20 protein-coding genes are annotated in these 16,316 nt (G+C 42.2%); 12 read left to right on the forward strand and 8 right to left on the reverse strand.

The features are described 5' to 3' along the window. Positions 1-111 precede the first annotated feature (111 nt). Both DWZ33_RS11445 and DWZ33_RS11450 read right to left on the reverse strand, forming a co-directional pair. Positions 112-987, reverse strand: coding sequence for a peptidylprolyl isomerase (locus tag DWZ33_RS11445; RefSeq protein ID WP_022938410.1), 876 nt, complete (start codon positions 985-987; stop codon positions 112-114). A 10-nt stretch (positions 988-997) separates the two neighbouring features. After that, positions 998-1,993, reverse strand: coding sequence for a peptidylprolyl isomerase (locus tag DWZ33_RS11450; protein WP_022938409.1), 996 nt, complete (start codon positions 1,991-1,993; stop codon positions 998-1,000). A gap of 299 nt (positions 1,994-2,292) precedes the next feature. Between DWZ33_RS11450 and sufC the strand changes: the two genes are divergently transcribed. The 8 genes from sufC (at position 2,293) to yunB (ending at position 8,546) form a co-directional block, all read left to right on the forward strand. Then, positions 2,293-3,123, forward strand: coding sequence for a Fe-S cluster assembly ATPase SufC (sufC, locus tag DWZ33_RS11455; protein ID WP_022938408.1), 831 nt, complete (start codon positions 2,293-2,295; stop codon positions 3,121-3,123). Position 3,124: 1 nt separating this feature from the next. Then, a complete protein-coding gene (locus tag DWZ33_RS11460; protein ID WP_022938407.1) occupies positions 3,125-3,922 on the forward strand; it encodes a SufB/SufD family protein in 798 nt (265 codons plus the stop codon). After that, positions 3,910-5,142, forward strand: a complete 1,233-nt coding sequence (locus DWZ33_RS11465) for an aminotransferase class V-fold PLP-dependent enzyme (protein ID WP_022938406.1) — start codon at positions 3,910-3,912, stop codon at positions 5,140-5,142. The genes DWZ33_RS11460 and DWZ33_RS11465 overlap by 13 nt, the downstream gene beginning before the upstream one ends. Before the next feature lie 14 nt (positions 5,143-5,156). Further along, complete coding sequence (gene sufU, locus DWZ33_RS11470) at positions 5,157-5,600, forward strand: Fe-S cluster assembly sulfur transfer protein SufU (protein ID WP_118454906.1); 444 nt, start codon at positions 5,157-5,159, stop codon at positions 5,598-5,600. Next, positions 5,600-7,000, forward strand: a complete 1,401-nt coding sequence (gene sufB / locus DWZ33_RS11475; RefSeq protein ID WP_022938404.1) for a Fe-S cluster assembly protein SufB — start codon at positions 5,600-5,602, stop codon at positions 6,998-7,000. Before sufU ends, sufB begins: the two co-directional genes overlap by 1 nt. Beyond that, positions 6,993-7,538, forward strand: a complete 546-nt coding sequence (locus DWZ33_RS11480) for a 5-formyltetrahydrofolate cyclo-ligase (protein ID WP_118454907.1) — start codon at positions 6,993-6,995, stop codon at positions 7,536-7,538. The genes sufB and DWZ33_RS11480 overlap by 8 nt, the downstream gene beginning before the upstream one ends. Positions 7,539-7,606: 68 nt before the next feature. Beyond that, on the forward strand, positions 7,607-7,909 hold the full coding sequence (locus tag DWZ33_RS11485) for a DUF1805 domain-containing protein (RefSeq protein WP_022938402.1): 303 nt from the start codon (positions 7,607-7,609) through the stop codon (positions 7,907-7,909). Then, positions 7,872-8,546, forward strand: a complete 675-nt coding sequence (gene yunB, locus DWZ33_RS11490) for a sporulation protein YunB (protein ID WP_118454908.1) — start codon at positions 7,872-7,874, stop codon at positions 8,544-8,546. Before DWZ33_RS11485 ends, yunB begins: the two co-directional genes overlap by 38 nt. Positions 8,547-8,608: 62 nt before the next feature. Here the strand turns inward: yunB and DWZ33_RS11495 are convergent, their stop codons facing one another. The 4 genes from DWZ33_RS11495 to DWZ33_RS11510 all read right to left on the reverse strand — a co-directional run bounded on the left by DWZ33_RS11495 (position 8,609) and on the right by DWZ33_RS11510 (position 10,794). Continuing rightward, positions 8,609-9,010 (reverse strand): DUF3592 domain-containing protein, encoded by a 402-nt coding sequence (locus tag DWZ33_RS11495; RefSeq protein ID WP_118454909.1) that lies wholly within the window; start codon positions 9,008-9,010, stop codon positions 8,609-8,611. Positions 9,011-9,124: 114 nt separating this feature from the next. Next, positions 9,125-9,364, reverse strand: a complete 240-nt coding sequence (locus DWZ33_RS11500; RefSeq protein WP_022938399.1) for a NifU family protein — start codon at positions 9,362-9,364, stop codon at positions 9,125-9,127. A 14-nt stretch (positions 9,365-9,378) separates the two neighbouring features. Beyond that, a complete protein-coding gene (locus tag DWZ33_RS11505) occupies positions 9,379-9,849 on the reverse strand; it encodes a divergent PAP2 family protein (protein WP_022938398.1) in 471 nt (156 codons plus the stop codon). Positions 9,850-9,906: 57 nt separating this feature from the next. Further along, positions 9,907-10,794: a hypothetical protein gene (locus DWZ33_RS11510; RefSeq protein ID WP_118454910.1), complete on the reverse strand. Its 888-nt coding sequence runs from the start codon at positions 10,792-10,794 to the stop codon at positions 9,907-9,909. 68 nt (positions 10,795-10,862) lie between these two features. Here DWZ33_RS11510 and DWZ33_RS11515 point away from each other — a divergent pair, with 68 nt between their 5' ends. The 3 genes from DWZ33_RS11515 (at position 10,863) to DWZ33_RS11525 (ending at position 13,465) form a co-directional block, all read left to right on the forward strand. After that, positions 10,863-12,095 (forward strand): hypothetical protein, encoded by a 1,233-nt coding sequence (locus DWZ33_RS11515; RefSeq protein ID WP_118454911.1) that lies wholly within the window; start codon positions 10,863-10,865, stop codon positions 12,093-12,095. After that, positions 12,082-13,206, forward strand: a complete 1,125-nt coding sequence (locus DWZ33_RS11520; protein WP_118454912.1) for an Mbeg1-like protein — start codon at positions 12,082-12,084, stop codon at positions 13,204-13,206. The genes DWZ33_RS11515 and DWZ33_RS11520 overlap by 14 nt, the downstream gene beginning before the upstream one ends. Before the next feature lie 70 nt (positions 13,207-13,276). Further along, complete coding sequence (locus DWZ33_RS11525) at positions 13,277-13,465, forward strand: hypothetical protein (protein WP_022938394.1); 189 nt, start codon at positions 13,277-13,279, stop codon at positions 13,463-13,465. A 92-nt stretch (positions 13,466-13,557) separates the two neighbouring features. On the opposite strand, the gene DWZ33_RS11530 is transcribed toward DWZ33_RS11525, so the two are convergent. Continuing rightward, on the reverse strand, positions 13,558-14,253 hold the full coding sequence (locus tag DWZ33_RS11530; protein ID WP_118454913.1) for a hypothetical protein: 696 nt from the start codon (positions 14,251-14,253) through the stop codon (positions 13,558-13,560). Position 14,254: 1 nt separating this feature from the next. Continuing rightward, positions 14,255-15,409 carry an FAD:protein FMN transferase gene (locus tag DWZ33_RS11535; RefSeq protein WP_182425671.1) on the reverse strand — a complete coding sequence of 385 codons (1,155 nt, stop codon included), beginning with the start codon at positions 15,407-15,409 and terminating at the stop codon, positions 14,255-14,257. A gap of 157 nt (positions 15,410-15,566) precedes the next feature. Here DWZ33_RS11535 and DWZ33_RS11540 point away from each other — a divergent pair, with 157 nt between their 5' ends. Continuing rightward, entirely contained in the window at positions 15,567-16,316 is a 750-nt protein-coding gene (locus tag DWZ33_RS11540; protein ID WP_118454915.1) for a hypothetical protein, read from the forward strand.

Below are 16,316 nucleotides of genomic sequence, written 5' to 3' on the forward strand. Positions count from 1 at the left end.
CCCCTTCAAACTGTTATTAGTTTAGCGGGAAGCCATAGGAAAGTCAAGCCTTGATGAAACTTTATTATTCAGGCATATAAAAAGCAGATAAGTTGCCTTATCTGCATGAGCTTATTGTACTAAATACTGAGGAGCTTGAGTTTTAAATGCGTTGTAGATATCAATATCATAAATATTGAAATTATACTTCTTAAGATAATAAGCAAAGCCCTCATTTTGAAGTGTCGTACTTGAAGCCAGTCCCTTAATCGCTGTTTCCTTGAAATCTTCAGGATTTGTCGCGATTACCTTAACTACATAATAAGTAGTCAGATCAAGACTGTACTGAACCTCATCAAGTACGGTGTTGTTTTCCGTAACCTTAGTGATATTGCCCCATACATTGGTAGGCAGGCCGCTTTCTGATGAAAGCGTCTGTGTAGAACCGTTGTAATTCTCGGTAATACCGCCCATTTCTTCCACCACCTCAGCAACTTCTTTGCCGCCCTTGATGGCTTCTAATGCTTTATTTGCTACTTCTTCATCATCAGTAGTAAAGATTTGTACTTGTCTTGGCTTATAAACAGAAATCACATTTGACCAATCTTCTTCAAGATATTTCTCAGTGATATGACCTGCGCGGGCAGCTAATACCACACGCTGATTAAAGTAATCTTCTTCTGAAGCATAACCGTTGCCCTTAATGAAGGCATCCCAGTTTTCTTCACCGACATAGCCTTTGAAGCTGTCCATGGTTGACTGAGCTTCAGCTTTGATTTCATCGGTTAAAGGAATTTCATTATCGCAGATGATCTGTGTCACCATATTGATGATTGAATTAACAGCTCCCTGTGTTTTCAGGCCTGTATATACATTTTCTTTAGTGATTTTAGTATTGCCAACAGTAATTAAAGCCGTTGAACCATCAGTCACACTTGTTGTCGCGTCACTGCATCCGCTGACTGTAAACAGCAGGGCAGCCGCACATACGCATAGTAATTTTTTCATGTCTGGCCTCCTATTCCGTAATGTTCATATAAGCTTTTAAAGCTTCTTCAATTTTTGGATCAGAGAAAGTAACATTCAATTCCTGTGCTTTATCCCAAACGATCTTCGCACCCATTTCCGGGTAATAAGAATCAATGGCTGTATAGAGTGATTCACGAATTGATTCATCAGCTTCTAAAGCAGCTTTATCAGTTTCTGTTACTAAAATTTTATGTCTTCCATATTCCGTCTGAACCCAGTCGCCGACTGTACCTTTTTCTTGGCTTAAGGCAGCTTCCTTAAAGGCTGTAACAAATGAAGTATCACTGTCAACATAACCCAACGCACCGCCGGCAGAAGCCGTAGAGTCATCAGAGTATTGCTTTGCAACTTCCGCGAAATCCGTACCGGACGCTAAAGCCGCATCGATATCATCCATCTTTTTCTGTTCTTCTTCAGTTGGATTATCCGGATCAGTCATCTTAACTAAGATATGTGATACCGTTCTTGATTTCTTTTCTTCATGAATCTTAGAGAATAATGAATCAAGGTTAGCATCGTAATTTTCATGCTTTAATGTCTGAAGCTTTAAGTAATGAGTGAAGTATGCTTCAAGATCATCAATACTTGTATAGCCTGAAGCCTGTAAGCCCTGCAGCAGGTATGTTTCCCACTGATCGCCGTAATAAGCTTGATAATTCTGTCTTACTCCGGATACCTGAGCTGAAATCTGTGATTTAAGTTCAGATGTCATTGGCACCGCTTCATCAGCAACCGCTCTTTCAAAATACATGTAGAGCATTGAAGTACCCAATGAGGATTCAGAATCAACGGCTCCGTATAAATCGTCATATAAATCATCGGCGAAAATATTTGTGCCGGCCAGTTCGGCAACAACGTCTTTACCGTCGGCCTTTTTCCCTGGCAGTTTATCCTTGTTCATGTCATAGACGAAATACCCGCAGGCAGTGAACAATAACACAGCGACAAGGACAACAAACCAGTTTTCCTTTAATTTATCAATCATAATAACCTCCTAATTGACTATCTGCTTTATTATAGAATAAATGCGTTTAAAAAGCAATTTAATCAGGTCTGTTCAGATAATTTACCATAATTCTTCACTTATTCTTCAATTAATAAACACGAAAGTTGAATAATTTATCAGTTTGTGATAGAAATAACGCAATGAGTCCGTTATAATAGTACATGGTTTGTGATTCAGGGGGCGCGTTATAATATATAAGGATAAACAGTAAAAAAATAATCGTTAAAATTGTTTGCATGCTTAAAAAATGGTAACATAATACAGAAAGGAAGAATGTTATGTCACAACTAGAAATTAAAGATTTAACCGTTGAAATCGACGGCAAGGAAATTTTAAAAGGCTTAAGCCTAAATATAGATAAAAATGAGATTCACGCGCTGATGGGTCCTAATGGTAATGGTAAGTCCACATTGCTGGCAGCGGTGATGGGCAATCCTAAATTTACAGTGACAGGCGGCAGCATCACTTTTGAAGGACAGGATGTCTTAAGCATGAGTGTTGATGAACGCAGCCGGGCAGGATTGTTTTTAGGAATGCAGTACCCGCAGGAGGTTGCCGGTGTTACAAATTCTGATTTCCTGCGCGCCGCAATGAATGCGCGCCGTGAAAAACCGATTCCGCTGTTTAGCTTTATCCGTGAAATGGAGGGTACGATCAAGGATCTGCAGATGAAACCGGATCTTGCTCACCGTTTCTTAAATGAAGGCTTTTCCGGCGGTGAAAAGAAGCGCAATGAAATCGTACAGATGAAGATGCTGAAGCCAAGCTTTGCGATGCTTGATGAGATTGACAGCGGTCTTGATGTCGATGCGCTGAAGATCGTTGCTGATGCGATTAATGATGTGCGCGCGGAATCAGGGATGGGAATGATGGTCGTATCCCATTATGCCCGTTTCTATAATCTGCTGAAGCCAACGCATGCTCATGTTTTGGTTGATGGCCGCATTGTGGTCAGCGGCGGACCTGAATTAGTAGAGAAAATCGATACCGAGGGTTATGATTGGATCGAAAAAGAATATGGTGTTAAAGTCAGCGAAGAGAGTGAAACAGTAAAGACTGGTAAAATTTCATTAGGTGCTTGTGCAGCACAAGTTAAAAAGGGTGCATAGTATGAGTATGGATAAAGAACCGCTGCGCGTCGGCAGTGAGCATCTTGACCTGATGGTGATGGGTGATGAAGCGATTCATCTGGTGGTTGAGAAGCATGCCGAGGCCTCACTTTATCTGAAGGCTGAAGGTTTATCAAGCGCTGATTTAGTCATTGATGTGCTTGAAGGCGGTCAGCTGAAGCTTTTGATATGGAATGAATGTGAGAGCTTTGATCTTCAAGTGCGCGCCAATGTTGAGCGTGATGCCCGATTTGAGTTTATCGAGGGTGAAATGAGTGATGGTGCTGCTGATGTGGCATTGAATGTGAAGCTGATTGGCGAAGGTGCCAGCGCGCTGCTGAAAAGCGCGGTAATGACCAGCACAAAGAAAAATTTTGACTTTAATTGTGTTCATCAGGCCCCCCATACTAGCGGCATGATTGAAAATTATGCTGTTGTCAGGGAGCATGGTGATTATCATATGGTAGCTGTCGGCAAGATTGAAAAAGGCGCCTATGGCAGTGAAAGCCATCAGACCAGCCGCGTGCTTACCTTGTCAGATCATCAGGTATCCTCTGTCACTCCGCAGCTTTTGATTGATGAGAATGATGTTCAGGCATCGCATGCGAATACGATTGGTCAGCCTGATGAAAATCAGCTGTATTATCTGCAGACCCGCGGGCTTACCCGCACACAGGCGATGGGACTGATTATGATTGGTTATCTGCTGCCGATTGCCGATGGGCTTGATATTGAGCGCATTCATGATGAATTAACAGAAAAAATTAATGCAAAGGCGGGATTAGAATGCTTAATGTAGAAGCGATAAGAAAAGATTTTCCAATGCTTAACGGCAAGAAGATGCAGGGACATGATCTGATATATATCGATAATGCCGCTACAACCTTTAAGCCGCAGTGTGTCATTGATGCAGTAACGCATTATTATACCGATTTGAGTGTAAACTGTCACCGCGGTGATTATGAACTGAGCTATCAGGTTGATACGGAATATGAAAACTGCCGTAAAGCTGTTGCGAAATTCATTAATGCCGATGCGCGTGAAATCGTATTTACTTCCGGCGCCAGTGCTTCGCTGAACCTTGTCGCTTATGGCTGGGGGCGCAAGTACATGAAGGAAGGCGATGTGATTTTAAGCTGTGAAGCTGAACATGCCAGTAATATTCTGCCATGGATGAAGTGTGCTGAAGAGACAAAATCCGTGATTGAATATATCGAGTTAGATGAAGAGGGCCGCTTAACGGTTGAAAACTTCAAGAAGGCGATGCATGAGGGTGTCAAGGTAGTGGCGATTGCCCAGGTTACCAATGTGCTCGGTTTTGAAGTGCCGATGAAGGAAATTTGTAAGATTGCTCATGAGCATGGCGCTATCGTCATTATGGATGCCGCGCAAAGTATTCCGCATATGCCGGTAGATGTCAGAGAAATCGATTGTGATTTCCTCGCCTTCTCAGGTCATAAGATGTGCGGTCCAACCGGTATCGGTGTGCTGTATGGTAAATTTGATCTGCTTCAGATGACCGATCCATTTATGCTGGGCGGCGGCAACAATGCCCGTTTTGATTTATGCGGTAATATTTTATTAAAGGATGCGCCGTATAAATTTGAATCAGGAACCCCGGCAATTGAAGCGGTGCTTGGTTTAAATGCAGCCATTGATTATCTGAGCGCGATCGGCATGGAAGAAATTCATGCCTATGAGAAGATGCTTCATGAATATGCGATTGATAAATTAAGTAAGCTGGATAATATTATTCTCTATAATAAGCATGCGGACGGCGGTATTATTACCTTTAATGTCAAGGATATCTTTGCTCAGGATTCCGCTACTTATTTTAATACACAGGGTATTGCTGTACGGGCAGGCCAGCATTGTGCCAAGCTCTTGCTGCATCGTTTAGGTACCGGTGCTACGATCCGTGCCAGCTTTTATTTCTATAATACGATTGAAGAAGTGGATCGTTTTATTGAAGTGTGCAGGAGTGCGACCATTGAAAACTGCCTGAATGTTTTCTTTTAGAAAGAAGGGTGTTTATGTCTGACTATATGAATGATCCAATGGTGCTCAGACAGATTCTGATGGACCATTATGAATATCCGCGCAATCATAAGCTGAGTAATGATCCGGCTTATATGAAGCGCCACATGGCTTCTGATTCATGCATCGATGACATTGTTGTGGAATCTAAAATCAATAACGGAATCATTGAAGATATCCGTTTTGACGGTGTCGCGTGTACGATTGCCACAGCTTCTACATCAATGATGAGTGAGCTTTTAAGCGGCAAGACAATTGAAGAAGCAAAGGTGATTATTGAAAATTATCACAATATGATTGATCAAAAGGAGTATGATGAAGAGCTGCTTCAGGAAGCAGTGGCTTTGCATACAGTCGGCAAACAGGCGAACCGCATTAAATGCGCGACGATCGGCTGGAAGGCGATTGAAGAAATGATCCATGAAAGCGAGGCTAAGTGATGAGTGAAGAAAATATTCCTCAGGTTGAGGATTACAAGTATGGCTTTCATGATGAGGATGTAAGTGTCTACAATACTGGTAAGGGACTTTCTCGTGAGGTAGTTGAAGCCATTTCAAGGAAAAAGAATGAACCTGAATGGATGCTTGATTATCGTTTAAAGGCGTATGATCAGTTTGTGAAAATGCCGCTGCCGTCATGGGGACCAGATCTTAGCGGGATTGATTTTGATGATTATACTTATTACATTAAAGCTAGTGAAAAACAAGAAAGCTCTTGGGATGAAGTACCGGAAACGATTAAAAATACCTTTGATCGTCTCGGTATCCCAGAGGCTGAACAGAAGTTTTTGGCAGGTGTATCCACGCAGTATGAATCTGAGGTCGTTTATCATAACATGCTGGCCGAAGTTGAAGAAAAAGGCGTTCTGTTTTATGACACGGATACCGCTTTGCGTGAACAGCCTGAATTATTAAAGAAATATTTCGGCAAGCTGATCAGCTATGCGGATAATAAATTCGCAGCCTTAAACAGCTGTGTATGGTCCGGCGGCAGCTTTATCTATGTTCCTAAGGGCGTAAAGCTTGAAAAACCGCTTCAGTCTTATTTCCGTATCAATTCTGAGCGGATGGGACAGTTTGAACGAACGCTGATCATTGTTGATGAAGGAGCGGATGTGCATTATGTAGAGGGCTGTACGGCACCGAATTATTCTAAGGATTCCCTGCATGCAGCGGTTGTTGAAATCTTCGTACATAAAAATGCGCGATGCCGTTATTCGACGGTTCAAAACTGGTCGGATAATATTATCAATTTGGTAACTAAGCGGGCAATCTGTTATGAAAATGCGTCAATGGAATGGATTGACGGGAATATCGGTTCCTGCCTGAATATGAAATACCCAGCCTGCGTATTAGCTGAGGAAGGGGCCCGCGGCATGACGGTGTCGATTGCGGTAGCCGGTGCGAATCAGCTGCAGGATGCCGGCGCGAAAATGATTCATCTGGCGCCGAATACTTCAAGCAATATTATTTCTAAATCAGTATCAAGAAACGGCGGTAAGGTGAATTACCGCGGTATTGTAAGCCATGGTGAGAAAGCGCTGAATGCTAAGAGCAAGGTTGAATGTGATACCTTGATTCTTGATAAGCTGTCAACCAGTGATACAGTGCCAACCAATGTGAGTAAGAATGCGACTTCACAGATCGAACATGAAGCGACCGTGTCAAAGATCAGTGAAGATCAGCTGTTTTATTTGATGAGCCGCGGTTTAACTGAGTCACAGGCGACTGAAATGATCGTCATGGGCTTCTTAGAACCATTTACCCGTGAACTGCCGATGGAATATGCGGTCGAATTAAATCAGCTGCTGAAGCTGGATATGAGTAATTCCGTTGGATAAACAGGAAGCAAGAAAAAAGCTGAAGACAATGCGGAATTCGCTGTCTTCAGCTTTTGTTTCATCCGCCTCCGCATGGATTGTTGAGAAAACGAAACCGCTGCTGGCAGAGGTGAACGCACTGGGAATTTATGTCGGAGTTGGCAATGAGGTCGCAACAATAGATTTGATTACTTGGTGTTTAAGTGAGGGTAAGGCAGTTTACTGTCCGCGTGTTCATGGTGATACGATGGACTTCTATCCGATCAGTTGTTTAAATGATTTAAAGCGAGGATCTTATGGCTTGCTTGAACCCACTGACAATCAGCCATGTCAGCCTAGCGCGATGGCCTGCATGGTGATGCCGCTTGTCGGTTTTAATGAAGCCTGTCAGCGGATCGGTCAGGGCAAGGGGTATTATGATAAATATCTGAAACAGTGCAGCTGTAGGAAATTGGGCTTGGCCTATGAATGTCAAAAAGCTGAGTTTACCAATGAAGCTCATGACATTGATGCAGACATGATTATTACAGAGCAGCATATTTATCAGCGTGTGAAATAATTGCATTTAGAACCGTTTATCGGTTCTTTTTTTTACTCTATCTCATAGACTGAACCAGGAGGGGATGTATGGTTAATCTCAAACGTTATCAGATCGATGATCTTCATGTGATTGGCATTGAAATCGATCTGCCGGCCAATCCGGTCTATATTATCAGCAATACACATGGTTTTTTATGCGGTCAGATCTTCAGCCGCAGCTATTTGGAGGGCAGCCGGGCCTGTGTCTGCATCATGAAGGAAGACAGAAGCTTTAATCACCTTTTGGACAGCTGTGTGCTGTCAGTGAATAAAAAAGCGGAGAGTCTGGGCATCAAGACAGGGATGAGCGGCCGTGAAGCAATCAAAAAAATGCATCAAATGGAAATATAAGCTTTTAGCGGTTTCACTTGCTGCGATATTGCTGCTGTCTTATACGTTTTACGAATGCAACCGTTTGTTGGAACCGGTGATGATCGCGGTGGCGAAGCAGGAGGTTCAATCCTCTTTAAATAAACTGATTCATAACTGCATCTCGGTGCTTGATTTTAATCCTGATGATTTGATCCGAGTTAAAACCAATGAGGAGGGAGAGATCATCAGCGTCAATTATGACAGCATGAAGCTGAATCAGCTGCTTTATAAGGCGGTAGAGAGTATCAATGAAAGCCTGCTGCTGGCACAAAAGGGGGAAGTTGATCCAATCACCAATCAGGTTTATTTTGATAATGGCGTCGTCGATGAGGTACCGCTGGGTTATTTTACCGAAATGGTCGGACTGTCAGATATGGGACCCAAAATAAAGATTCGGGTTAAGGTAATCAATCGGGTAAACGGTGTTTATGAAATCACCAATGAAGCTTATGGCATCAATAATACACTGCTTAAGATCATGATCCGCGTGAATGTGAAGGCCGACGTTTTTGCCGGCATCAGTCAGGATGAAATTATCATGCAGGAAGAAATACCGGTAATTATCCAGCTGATCAACGGCAATGTGCCGCAGTTTCTGCCAGCGCTCACACAATAATGAACAGTCTTCATGACTGTTTTTTATGTACAAAAAAGAACCTTACTAAAAGGTTCATCATACTACATCCAGATTTTGATTACCACAAAGAACATCAAACAGCCCATAGCTAACATTAATAACGAATTCCAGATAATTGAGCGGTCACCATCGATTATGAAATCAGCAGGTTTGGCAGGATTATAGGCGATATCAATTGTATCACCCACCTGATATTTGCAGGTTGAGCTGCTTTGATCATATTTTTCTTCATAATGTTCGTTTTGAACTTGATAAGCAACAATGGGTGAATAATGCGTATATCGGCGTCCCTTACTGACACTGGTTGTTACATCAATGTCAATGACGGTTGCCTCACAGCTGATATAATTCTTGGCATTAGCCAATTTTATAAGCCCCTTGATTCCTGTATATAAACAAAATATTCCTAATAAAACCGCGAGTATTGAAAATACTGTATCCATAAATAGCCCCTTTCATTTTTATAAGGATATTTTAGCATACCCGTTAATTTGAAACAGCATGTTTTTTGACTTGCAGCGTCGTTTTATTGCAAATAAAAACAGCGCATTGCGCTGTTAAAGCTGATTTTCTACAATTCTTACTTCTGTTACACCGCTTACTTCTTCAAGCAGCAAGGCTTCTACACCCATCTTGATCGTGTCATCCAAAGCGAGACAGTCACTGCAGGCACCCAGCATTCTTACATAAACAATACCCTCTTTAAACTCTACAAATTCGAGGTCGCCGCCGTCACGCTGGATATACGGACGGATTTTTTCTAAAACGTCAATGATTTCTTCTTCTTTAGTTTTCATGCTTCTCTCATCTCCTACAAAAAGCCATTCAGCATTGCCATAACAAGGGCAACCGCGATCCCTAAAAGCAGACCGCCAAGTGCTTCGACATAACGATGGCCCAGCACCTGTTTCATTTTTTCAAAATAGATCGGATCATCAAGCTTCAGTTTAAAGGTTTCTTCAAGATCCGCAATCAGCTGCTTTGTCAGCTGAATATTTTTACCGGCATAATATCGGACATTGACTGCATCATAAATAACAATCAGGGCGAAAATCATGGTGACAGCAAACAAGGTGGAATGAATGCCCTCAACAATTCCAACGGCACAGACTAAGGCGGTTACCGTTGATGTGTGACTGCTTGGGAAGCCGCCGCAGGCAATCGTATAATGGGGATTAAAATCCCGAGTTCGTAAATAATGAAAAAAAGGTTTCAATATTTGGGCTAATACATTAGCTAGGATTGCAGCCCAGAATGGGAACATCGTTTTAAGCAGATTCATCACCTCAGTGGTATTATTATACCACAAATTAGCTGAAGCGAATGCTAATTTAATCTTTTAGAGAAGGAATAAGCTGAAAAAAACAGCCAGCAGACTTTGCAGCAGACGCATCCTTATAAAACGATAAATACTTAGTTTAGAATGTTCACAGCTGCCAAGAATCTGAAGATGGACGCATAGACCGCCAAAGCTTAACAGCATGTTGGTGAACAGCAGCTTTTGAAAGGGTGGGATGCCGCTTTGCGCAAGCCTTACACAGCCGCTGGAAAATTCAGCGATGATGGAAAGCAGCTGGGAGAGTAAGGATGGCAAAAAGGGTGAAAGAATCGCACAAAGCGAGAGGGTAATCATCAGATAACCGGCGATGATCAGCATCGTATTGATGGAAGCGGAAACGGCCTGCGCAAAACAGCTGAAGCATTTAGGCTGAACATTTGATGCCATGAATTCACAGGGCGTTTTACGGGTGAAAAATAACAGGGTTAGGATGGTTAGAATCTGAATCAGCCATAGCCTTACGCCGATAGCTGAAGATTGGTAGAGAAGGGTGCCGACGGTAACAATGATGAAGGAACATGAGGCACAGCAGCAGCAATTAATCAGCCGCTGGCCCTGATCAATGGTCAGTTCACCCTTGCCGACGGCTTCATCAATCATCATTGATGAGGCAGGAAAGCCCAGCAATACAGATACTAAGACTAAAGAAAAAGCACCGCCGTCAAGTCCTAAAAGCCAGCGGGTGCCAACGCTTATCGGTTTCATCAGCCAAGGCAGTATACCGATTGCTACGATAAAGCGCACAAAAACCATGCCGACAAACATACTGGGCAGCAGCTTTTCAAACCAGAGGGTGACAGCCAGCGCGCTGGCATCAATAATCGCCGCCCCGTTAGCCAGAATTAAGGTGCAGATCAGCAGCAGGAATATGTGAAAAAATTTGTTCATGGGATCACCACTAGTATTTTATTCATTGTTAATATAAAATAGTAGAGAAGTTTAAAGGAGCTGATAAAATGGCAATTACTGTAAGCTGTGAAGGGATTTTAAGAAGTCCTGAAGATAAATTAAGGGTGATGGAAAGCATCAAGACCTTGTGTGAGCGTGAACATCTCTTTTTGGAACAGGATCAGGAGCATGGTGAAATCATCGTCTGTCCTGAGGGAATCATTGAGATTGAATACCGTATGGATTATGTCGTATTAAAAACAACAACAAGTGTGGCCGGTGCCGGATATCACGCTTATGTCTGTGAATTCTTTGATCAATTAGTCAATAGCTGTGCCACGGCCCTGTTGATTGATGATGAATGTGAATACCTTGAGGATCATGATTTTGAACGTCTGCGTGATCATTATTTTTATAGCTATCTGCATCTTTTACTGACGAATATGAAGCAGATGGATGAACAAGAGGAAGCAACCTATGCGTGGGATAATAAGAGTTATCTGCCGTTAGCCAAAAGCGGCTGCGTCATAACACCGATGGGCTATCTCAATGTCCGTGAATTTACCCACCAGACATTGGATGATGCTGCCAAGGCTTTCTTTATCTGGAATGATTTAGAGAAAAATGCGTTCTTTTACCGCAACTCCGCGTTAAACAGTATGTGGAATGACTGTACCTTTGAGATTAGCAGTGAAGCCAAGGCATCGGTTGCTGAGCATATCTTAGAGGCTATTGAAAAGGCCCACGCGTTGGATCAAAAGCTGCCGCTGCCGATGAAGCAGTACCGTCACCTCTGCGGCCTGCTTAACCGCCCTGAGAAAATCAAAACGGCGTTGGATATGGGACTTGATGAGGTAGGCTATCGTTTAGAGGAAGTGCTTTACCCTTATGGCAGCTGGCTGATTCTTGAGGATGGCCGCTGTACGTGCAGCTTTGATCATAATACGATGATCTTAACTCGCTGTGATCAAAATCAGGAATGGCTTTCAACAATGAGAATTACAGGCTATACCGCTGATCATAAGCTAAAGGAATTCGCGGAAGGCTTTGTCAGCCGCAGTGATGCCGATGATGTGTTTGAATGGGAAGATGAGACAATCCGCTGCCGCGGCATGCGTGTTCAATTAAATGATGAACAGCATACCATTTTGATTCAGGCCCAGCTGATCTGTGAAAAGGAAACCTTGATGATTACGATTGAGCTTGCGGATTTAAGTACCTGTGAACGCACAATGGAACATCTGCATATGATACTGTACAACAAAGAAACAGAAAGGGAGGAGTACGATGTTCGAATTTAATGATATAGACGCTCTGATACTTTCTTCATTGAGTTATTTTGATGTACTGGACTTTAAGGAACCCTTGTCAGTGACGGACTTTGCGCATGAATTATTAGTCAGTCCTAAATATATGGATCAGCAGCGAACCGATCTGTATACATTGAAGACGCTTGAATTTCTTCAGCAATTTGCTTTTGAACGCTATCAGTCACTGATGATTACTGATGTTTTTAATGACAACAAGCAAAGCGGTTTAGTGATGCAGAAAATTGAGGATGACGATCATGTGTACCTCTGCTTCCGCGGCAGTGAAATGCTTGATGAGGAATATCAGCGCTGCGGCTGGGAGGATTGGGAGGATAATCTGGATATCTTTCTTTCAGTCACAGCTCAGCAGCTATTGGCATTAAAACGTTTCCAGATGGAGGATTTTCATGGCAAACGTATTTATTTGCTCGGTCACTCCAAGGGCGGCAATCTAGCCTTAAGCCTGTCACTGCTCTGTTCAAAGCAGCAGCTTGATCAAATTGAAGGCGTATATGCATTTAACGCGCCGGGAATCAATCCGGATATGTTGGCAGCGTATAAACAACGGGCAGATGATTTGGATTATCTGGCTAAGCTGCATCTGATCGAAAATGAAAATGATGTCGTATCCGCCTTTTTTATGCATCTGAAGGAACCGGAAATCATCGCTTCATGCTATGATGACCGCAATCTTCAGCAGCTTTGTCATGCTCATCAAGTCTATGCTTATAAGCTAAATCAGCATGGTTTTGTTTCCGCGAAACAAAAAAGCCGGATGCCGAAATTGATGGAGGCTGCCATCAACAATGTATTTATGAAGCAGTCAAAGGAAAAACGCGCGGCATTTATTAATGATTGTCTGAGCTATCTGCGCACAAATCATACGATGCCGCAGATTTACCCGCTCTTTATACGGCGCATCGATAAATATACTCAGATTTTCAATGACCTATCCTATGAGCGCTTCAAGGTTATCGAATTTGATGAGCTGATCGACCGTTTTAAGAAAGAGCTACATACCAAAGCGATGAATCTCTCAATGAAGATTTTTGATGTGAAAACAGCGGTTGGTGAACTGATTGAAAAAATAAATATCAAATAATGAGATATTTATTAAAATAATCAAATATTTGTGATATAATATACTCAGCCAATAATTGGGAGGACTGAGTATGGCAGATCAAAAGAATAAAAATCAGGAAATATTAATGGAATTAGTGCGTGAGCACAATAAAGAATTAGATCTGACAGATCGAGAAATCGAATTCATTCTGAGTTTACGTGAACTGAATCAAGAAAATCTTGAAGCAGTTAAGACTTATATTGCAAAAGAATGTTTAAAACACAAATCGATGAATTAAGTGTCAGCATTTAAACATAAAAAGGGATCGTTTGATATACGCGAAATGGCAGTATAACAGGCAATCCCTTTTTAGTTATTTCTAAATATCATTTAATCAATCGGGGTTAATTCTCCCCAGTCATAGCTGACACTGACCGTATAGGCTTCATGTCCCGGTGTGTAATAGCGCGCCTGTTCGATATTGCGGTAGGCGACTTGATCACCGATGCCGTTAGAGAAGCAGCCGGCATTGTATAGATTGGCAGGATCATAACCAAGCTGAATCAAAAGATTCATCATATAGGTAGCTTCGACACCTGCTGTTGACATGAAGACGATCTGTTTATCTTTAGGGAAAAGATAATTCAGATTTGATTCGGATTCTTTATAATTAGCGACAAAGCTGTTTACATCACCAAGCTGAGCAAGCACTTTGCCATTTTCATCACGGGGCTTAGTCATCGTAAATAAGACATTTTCATTGTCTGTCAGATCGACGATTAAACCATAAAACGGAATATTTGTGAAACCGGCAATCGTACCCTCACTCAGCAGCTGCTGAGGATCACGCAGATCAACATACATCACATCTTTAATAAAAAGATAATCGTCAATGTTTAATGCGTTTAATTCAGAATCGCTGATCAGCGTACTCTCCGGCTTTGCTTTCTTTGGCAGCTGGGTGATTTCCGCATTGCCAGTCTCCGCAAGCTGTGAATTGCCGGCATCAGGGGAATTTGTTGGCTGCGGGGGCGTACTGCAGCCGCAAAGCAGGGATAAGCTTAAGATACAAAGTAATTTTTTCATATTAGTCCTCCACTATAATTGCATTAACAGCATCGCCTTGATAAGCCAGGGCATCTTTGGCTGTCTGATTCATCGTCAGCTGATAACCGTCTTCCTGACTGCCGGTCACAACGGTATAGCCGATCTTAATTTCATAAATGGTTTCTATTTGGTTAATTAGTGTTATGCGCTGTTTCGCATCCTCAATATTAAATAGAATCGTTGTCAGGGCATCAAGGATGTCAGCCCGATTATCACTGAATACAGATACTGAGCGAATCATATTTCTTGATCTGCCCAGTGTTGGATCAAGAATATGGTGATGGTTGATCTGATGCTTCTCACAATAATAATACTGCTGATCATCGCCAGAGGTAGACAAGGCAGCAATATCAGATTGTTCATAGGCAGCCAGCAAGGTCTTGGCATTTGGTTCACGGATTCCCCATGTCCATGTTTTGTTTATCTCTATTGGTGCATAGAGAAACTGTGAGCTTTCTGAGCAGGCGGCCATGAAAGGAACATTCAAATGCTTTAAGGCTTCATAGGCTTTCTGCGCGGCGATGCCTTTCGCGAAAGCGCCTAGGTTGAGCTTAACCTTTTGTTCGCAGGGTGAATATGTATTAAATATCACGCTATGATCGGTTTCATCAAGCTGAATAATCGCATCTAATTGATCATAAGGCACAACACAGGCAAGGGCGGCATTAATATCTTCATCAGCTGGATCTTCAGCGTGAATTGGCAGCGATGAATATTTATTCTGATATAAATCAGAAAGGGCGCCGATGGTTGGGTTAAAGCTGCCTTCGCTTAATACAGAGAGCGCGATGGCATCCTTAAGGGCATCAAAGAGCAGCGGGTCAAGCAGCAGCTTATCCTCACTGCCGTAATGCTGATTAATAACATAAAGGTTATTAATTGATGTAAAGCCATGGTCAGGATCAAACAATTGATGCAGCTGGTGAATTAAGGCTTCAAAGTCAGGCATTGCTTGATCAAGCTGCTGTGGATCATACATCGTTAAGAGTACGCTTGTATTCATCGGCAGCAGCATTGTTTTTTCCTGATCATAAAGCACCGATACAGAAGCACTGACTGGCTCTGGCTGAACCGGGCTTTTTTCTCTGCCGCAGCCGGCGAGTAAAAGACACAGTATAAGTATTATTTTTTTCATGATATAATTGTACAACATGAAAGCATGTTAGGAAATATGAAAATTTAAGTAAAAAAAGGAAGCAAAATGTAAAAGTTAACAATTTCACGAAAATTCTGTAACCGCTTGAGTTCAATTTGCGAATCAGCTATAATAAAAATATCATAAAGGAGGAAATATGAAAAAGTTAGCAAAAAGTTTGATCGCTTTACTTCTTCTTGCCGGTACAGTTACAGGCTGTACAAGTACAACACCGCCGGCCAATGACGGTAATACTGGCACAAATGATCCGGTGACTGAGGGCGGAACCTGTTCATTTGAAAACATGACACTTGAAGAAGTAAACAAATTTTTGAATGAAAGCGCCGATTTAGGTGAAGGATCAGTCGGCAATGTGGTAGCGGTAGTACCTATTAACCATGTTGACGGTCCGCGTAATGAAACAAATTTCTACGCATTTGTAAACTTCAAATATGTGGCTCGTAACTATATTAAGTATCAGATCACATATCTGTCATGCACATGCCGTTCTGCCGATGTAAACTACTGGCAGACTGCCTATGTAGAACTGACACTGCCTGACAGCAAGGATATTAAGGATTCTGAAGTACGCTTCCTGTCATTTGATCAGGATTCTGCCGGACATTATCTGGGCGGCTTCTGGGGTGACAGCAATCCAACACCTGCCGGTGTAACTTATGAAACCTTTAAGGAAGAATATATTCCTTTCTTCAAGGGCAAGACTTATGATTATATCAGCACATTAAGCGTACAGGATGATATTGATCCAGCTGATTATTCAGCCGGTGAAGGACGTGAAGGTCTGACATTAGATACATTCACAGGTTCTTCTGTTTCAACAAACAACATTATCCGTATGCTGAATGCATTATTCCAATATCATGCAACTGACGAATATTTTAACTAA

Source organism: Dielma fastidiosa (assembly GCF_003475485.1).
GTDB classification, from domain to species: domain Bacteria; phylum Bacillota_I; class Bacilli_A; order Erysipelotrichales; family Erysipelotrichaceae; genus Dielma; species Dielma fastidiosa.

Coding starts and splice junctions, on each gene's coding strand:
- DWZ33_RS11445 (WP_022938410.1), bottom strand. CDS start 987: ATGAAAAAATTACTATGCGTATGTGCGGCTGCCCTGCTGTTTACAGTC.
- DWZ33_RS11450 (WP_022938409.1), bottom strand. CDS start 1,993: ATGATTGATAAATTAAAGGAAAACTGGTTTGTTGTCCTTGTCGCTGTG.
- sufC (WP_022938408.1), top strand. CDS start 2,293: ATGTCACAACTAGAAATTAAAGATTTAACCGTTGAAATCGACGGCAAG.
- DWZ33_RS11460 (WP_022938407.1), top strand. CDS start 3,125: ATGAGTATGGATAAAGAACCGCTGCGCGTCGGCAGTGAGCATCTTGAC.
- DWZ33_RS11465 (WP_022938406.1), top strand. CDS start 3,910: ATGCTTAATGTAGAAGCGATAAGAAAAGATTTTCCAATGCTTAACGGC.
- sufU (WP_118454906.1), top strand. CDS start 5,157: ATGTCTGACTATATGAATGATCCAATGGTGCTCAGACAGATTCTGATG.
- sufB (WP_022938404.1), top strand. CDS start 5,600: ATGAGTGAAGAAAATATTCCTCAGGTTGAGGATTACAAGTATGGCTTT.
- DWZ33_RS11485 (WP_022938402.1), top strand. CDS start 7,607: ATGGTTAATCTCAAACGTTATCAGATCGATGATCTTCATGTGATTGGC.
- DWZ33_RS11495 (WP_118454909.1), bottom strand. CDS start 9,010: ATGGATACAGTATTTTCAATACTCGCGGTTTTATTAGGAATATTTTGT.
- DWZ33_RS11500 (WP_022938399.1), bottom strand. CDS start 9,364: ATGAAAACTAAAGAAGAAGAAATCATTGACGTTTTAGAAAAAATCCGT.
- DWZ33_RS11505 (WP_022938398.1), bottom strand. CDS start 9,849: ATGAATCTGCTTAAAACGATGTTCCCATTCTGGGCTGCAATCCTAGCT.
- DWZ33_RS11510 (WP_118454910.1), bottom strand. CDS start 10,794: ATGAACAAATTTTTTCACATATTCCTGCTGCTGATCTGCACCTTAATT.
- DWZ33_RS11515 (WP_118454911.1), top strand. CDS start 10,863: ATGGCAATTACTGTAAGCTGTGAAGGGATTTTAAGAAGTCCTGAAGAT.
- DWZ33_RS11520 (WP_118454912.1), top strand. CDS start 12,082: ATGTTCGAATTTAATGATATAGACGCTCTGATACTTTCTTCATTGAGT.
- DWZ33_RS11525 (WP_022938394.1), top strand. CDS start 13,277: ATGGCAGATCAAAAGAATAAAAATCAGGAAATATTAATGGAATTAGTG.
- DWZ33_RS11530 (WP_118454913.1), bottom strand. CDS start 14,253: ATGAAAAAATTACTTTGTATCTTAAGCTTATCCCTGCTTTGCGGCTGC.
- DWZ33_RS11535 (WP_182425671.1), bottom strand. CDS start 15,409: ATGAAAAAAATAATACTTATACTGTGTCTTTTACTCGCCGGCTGCGGC.
- DWZ33_RS11540 (WP_118454915.1), top strand. CDS start 15,567: ATGAAAAAGTTAGCAAAAAGTTTGATCGCTTTACTTCTTCTTGCCGGT.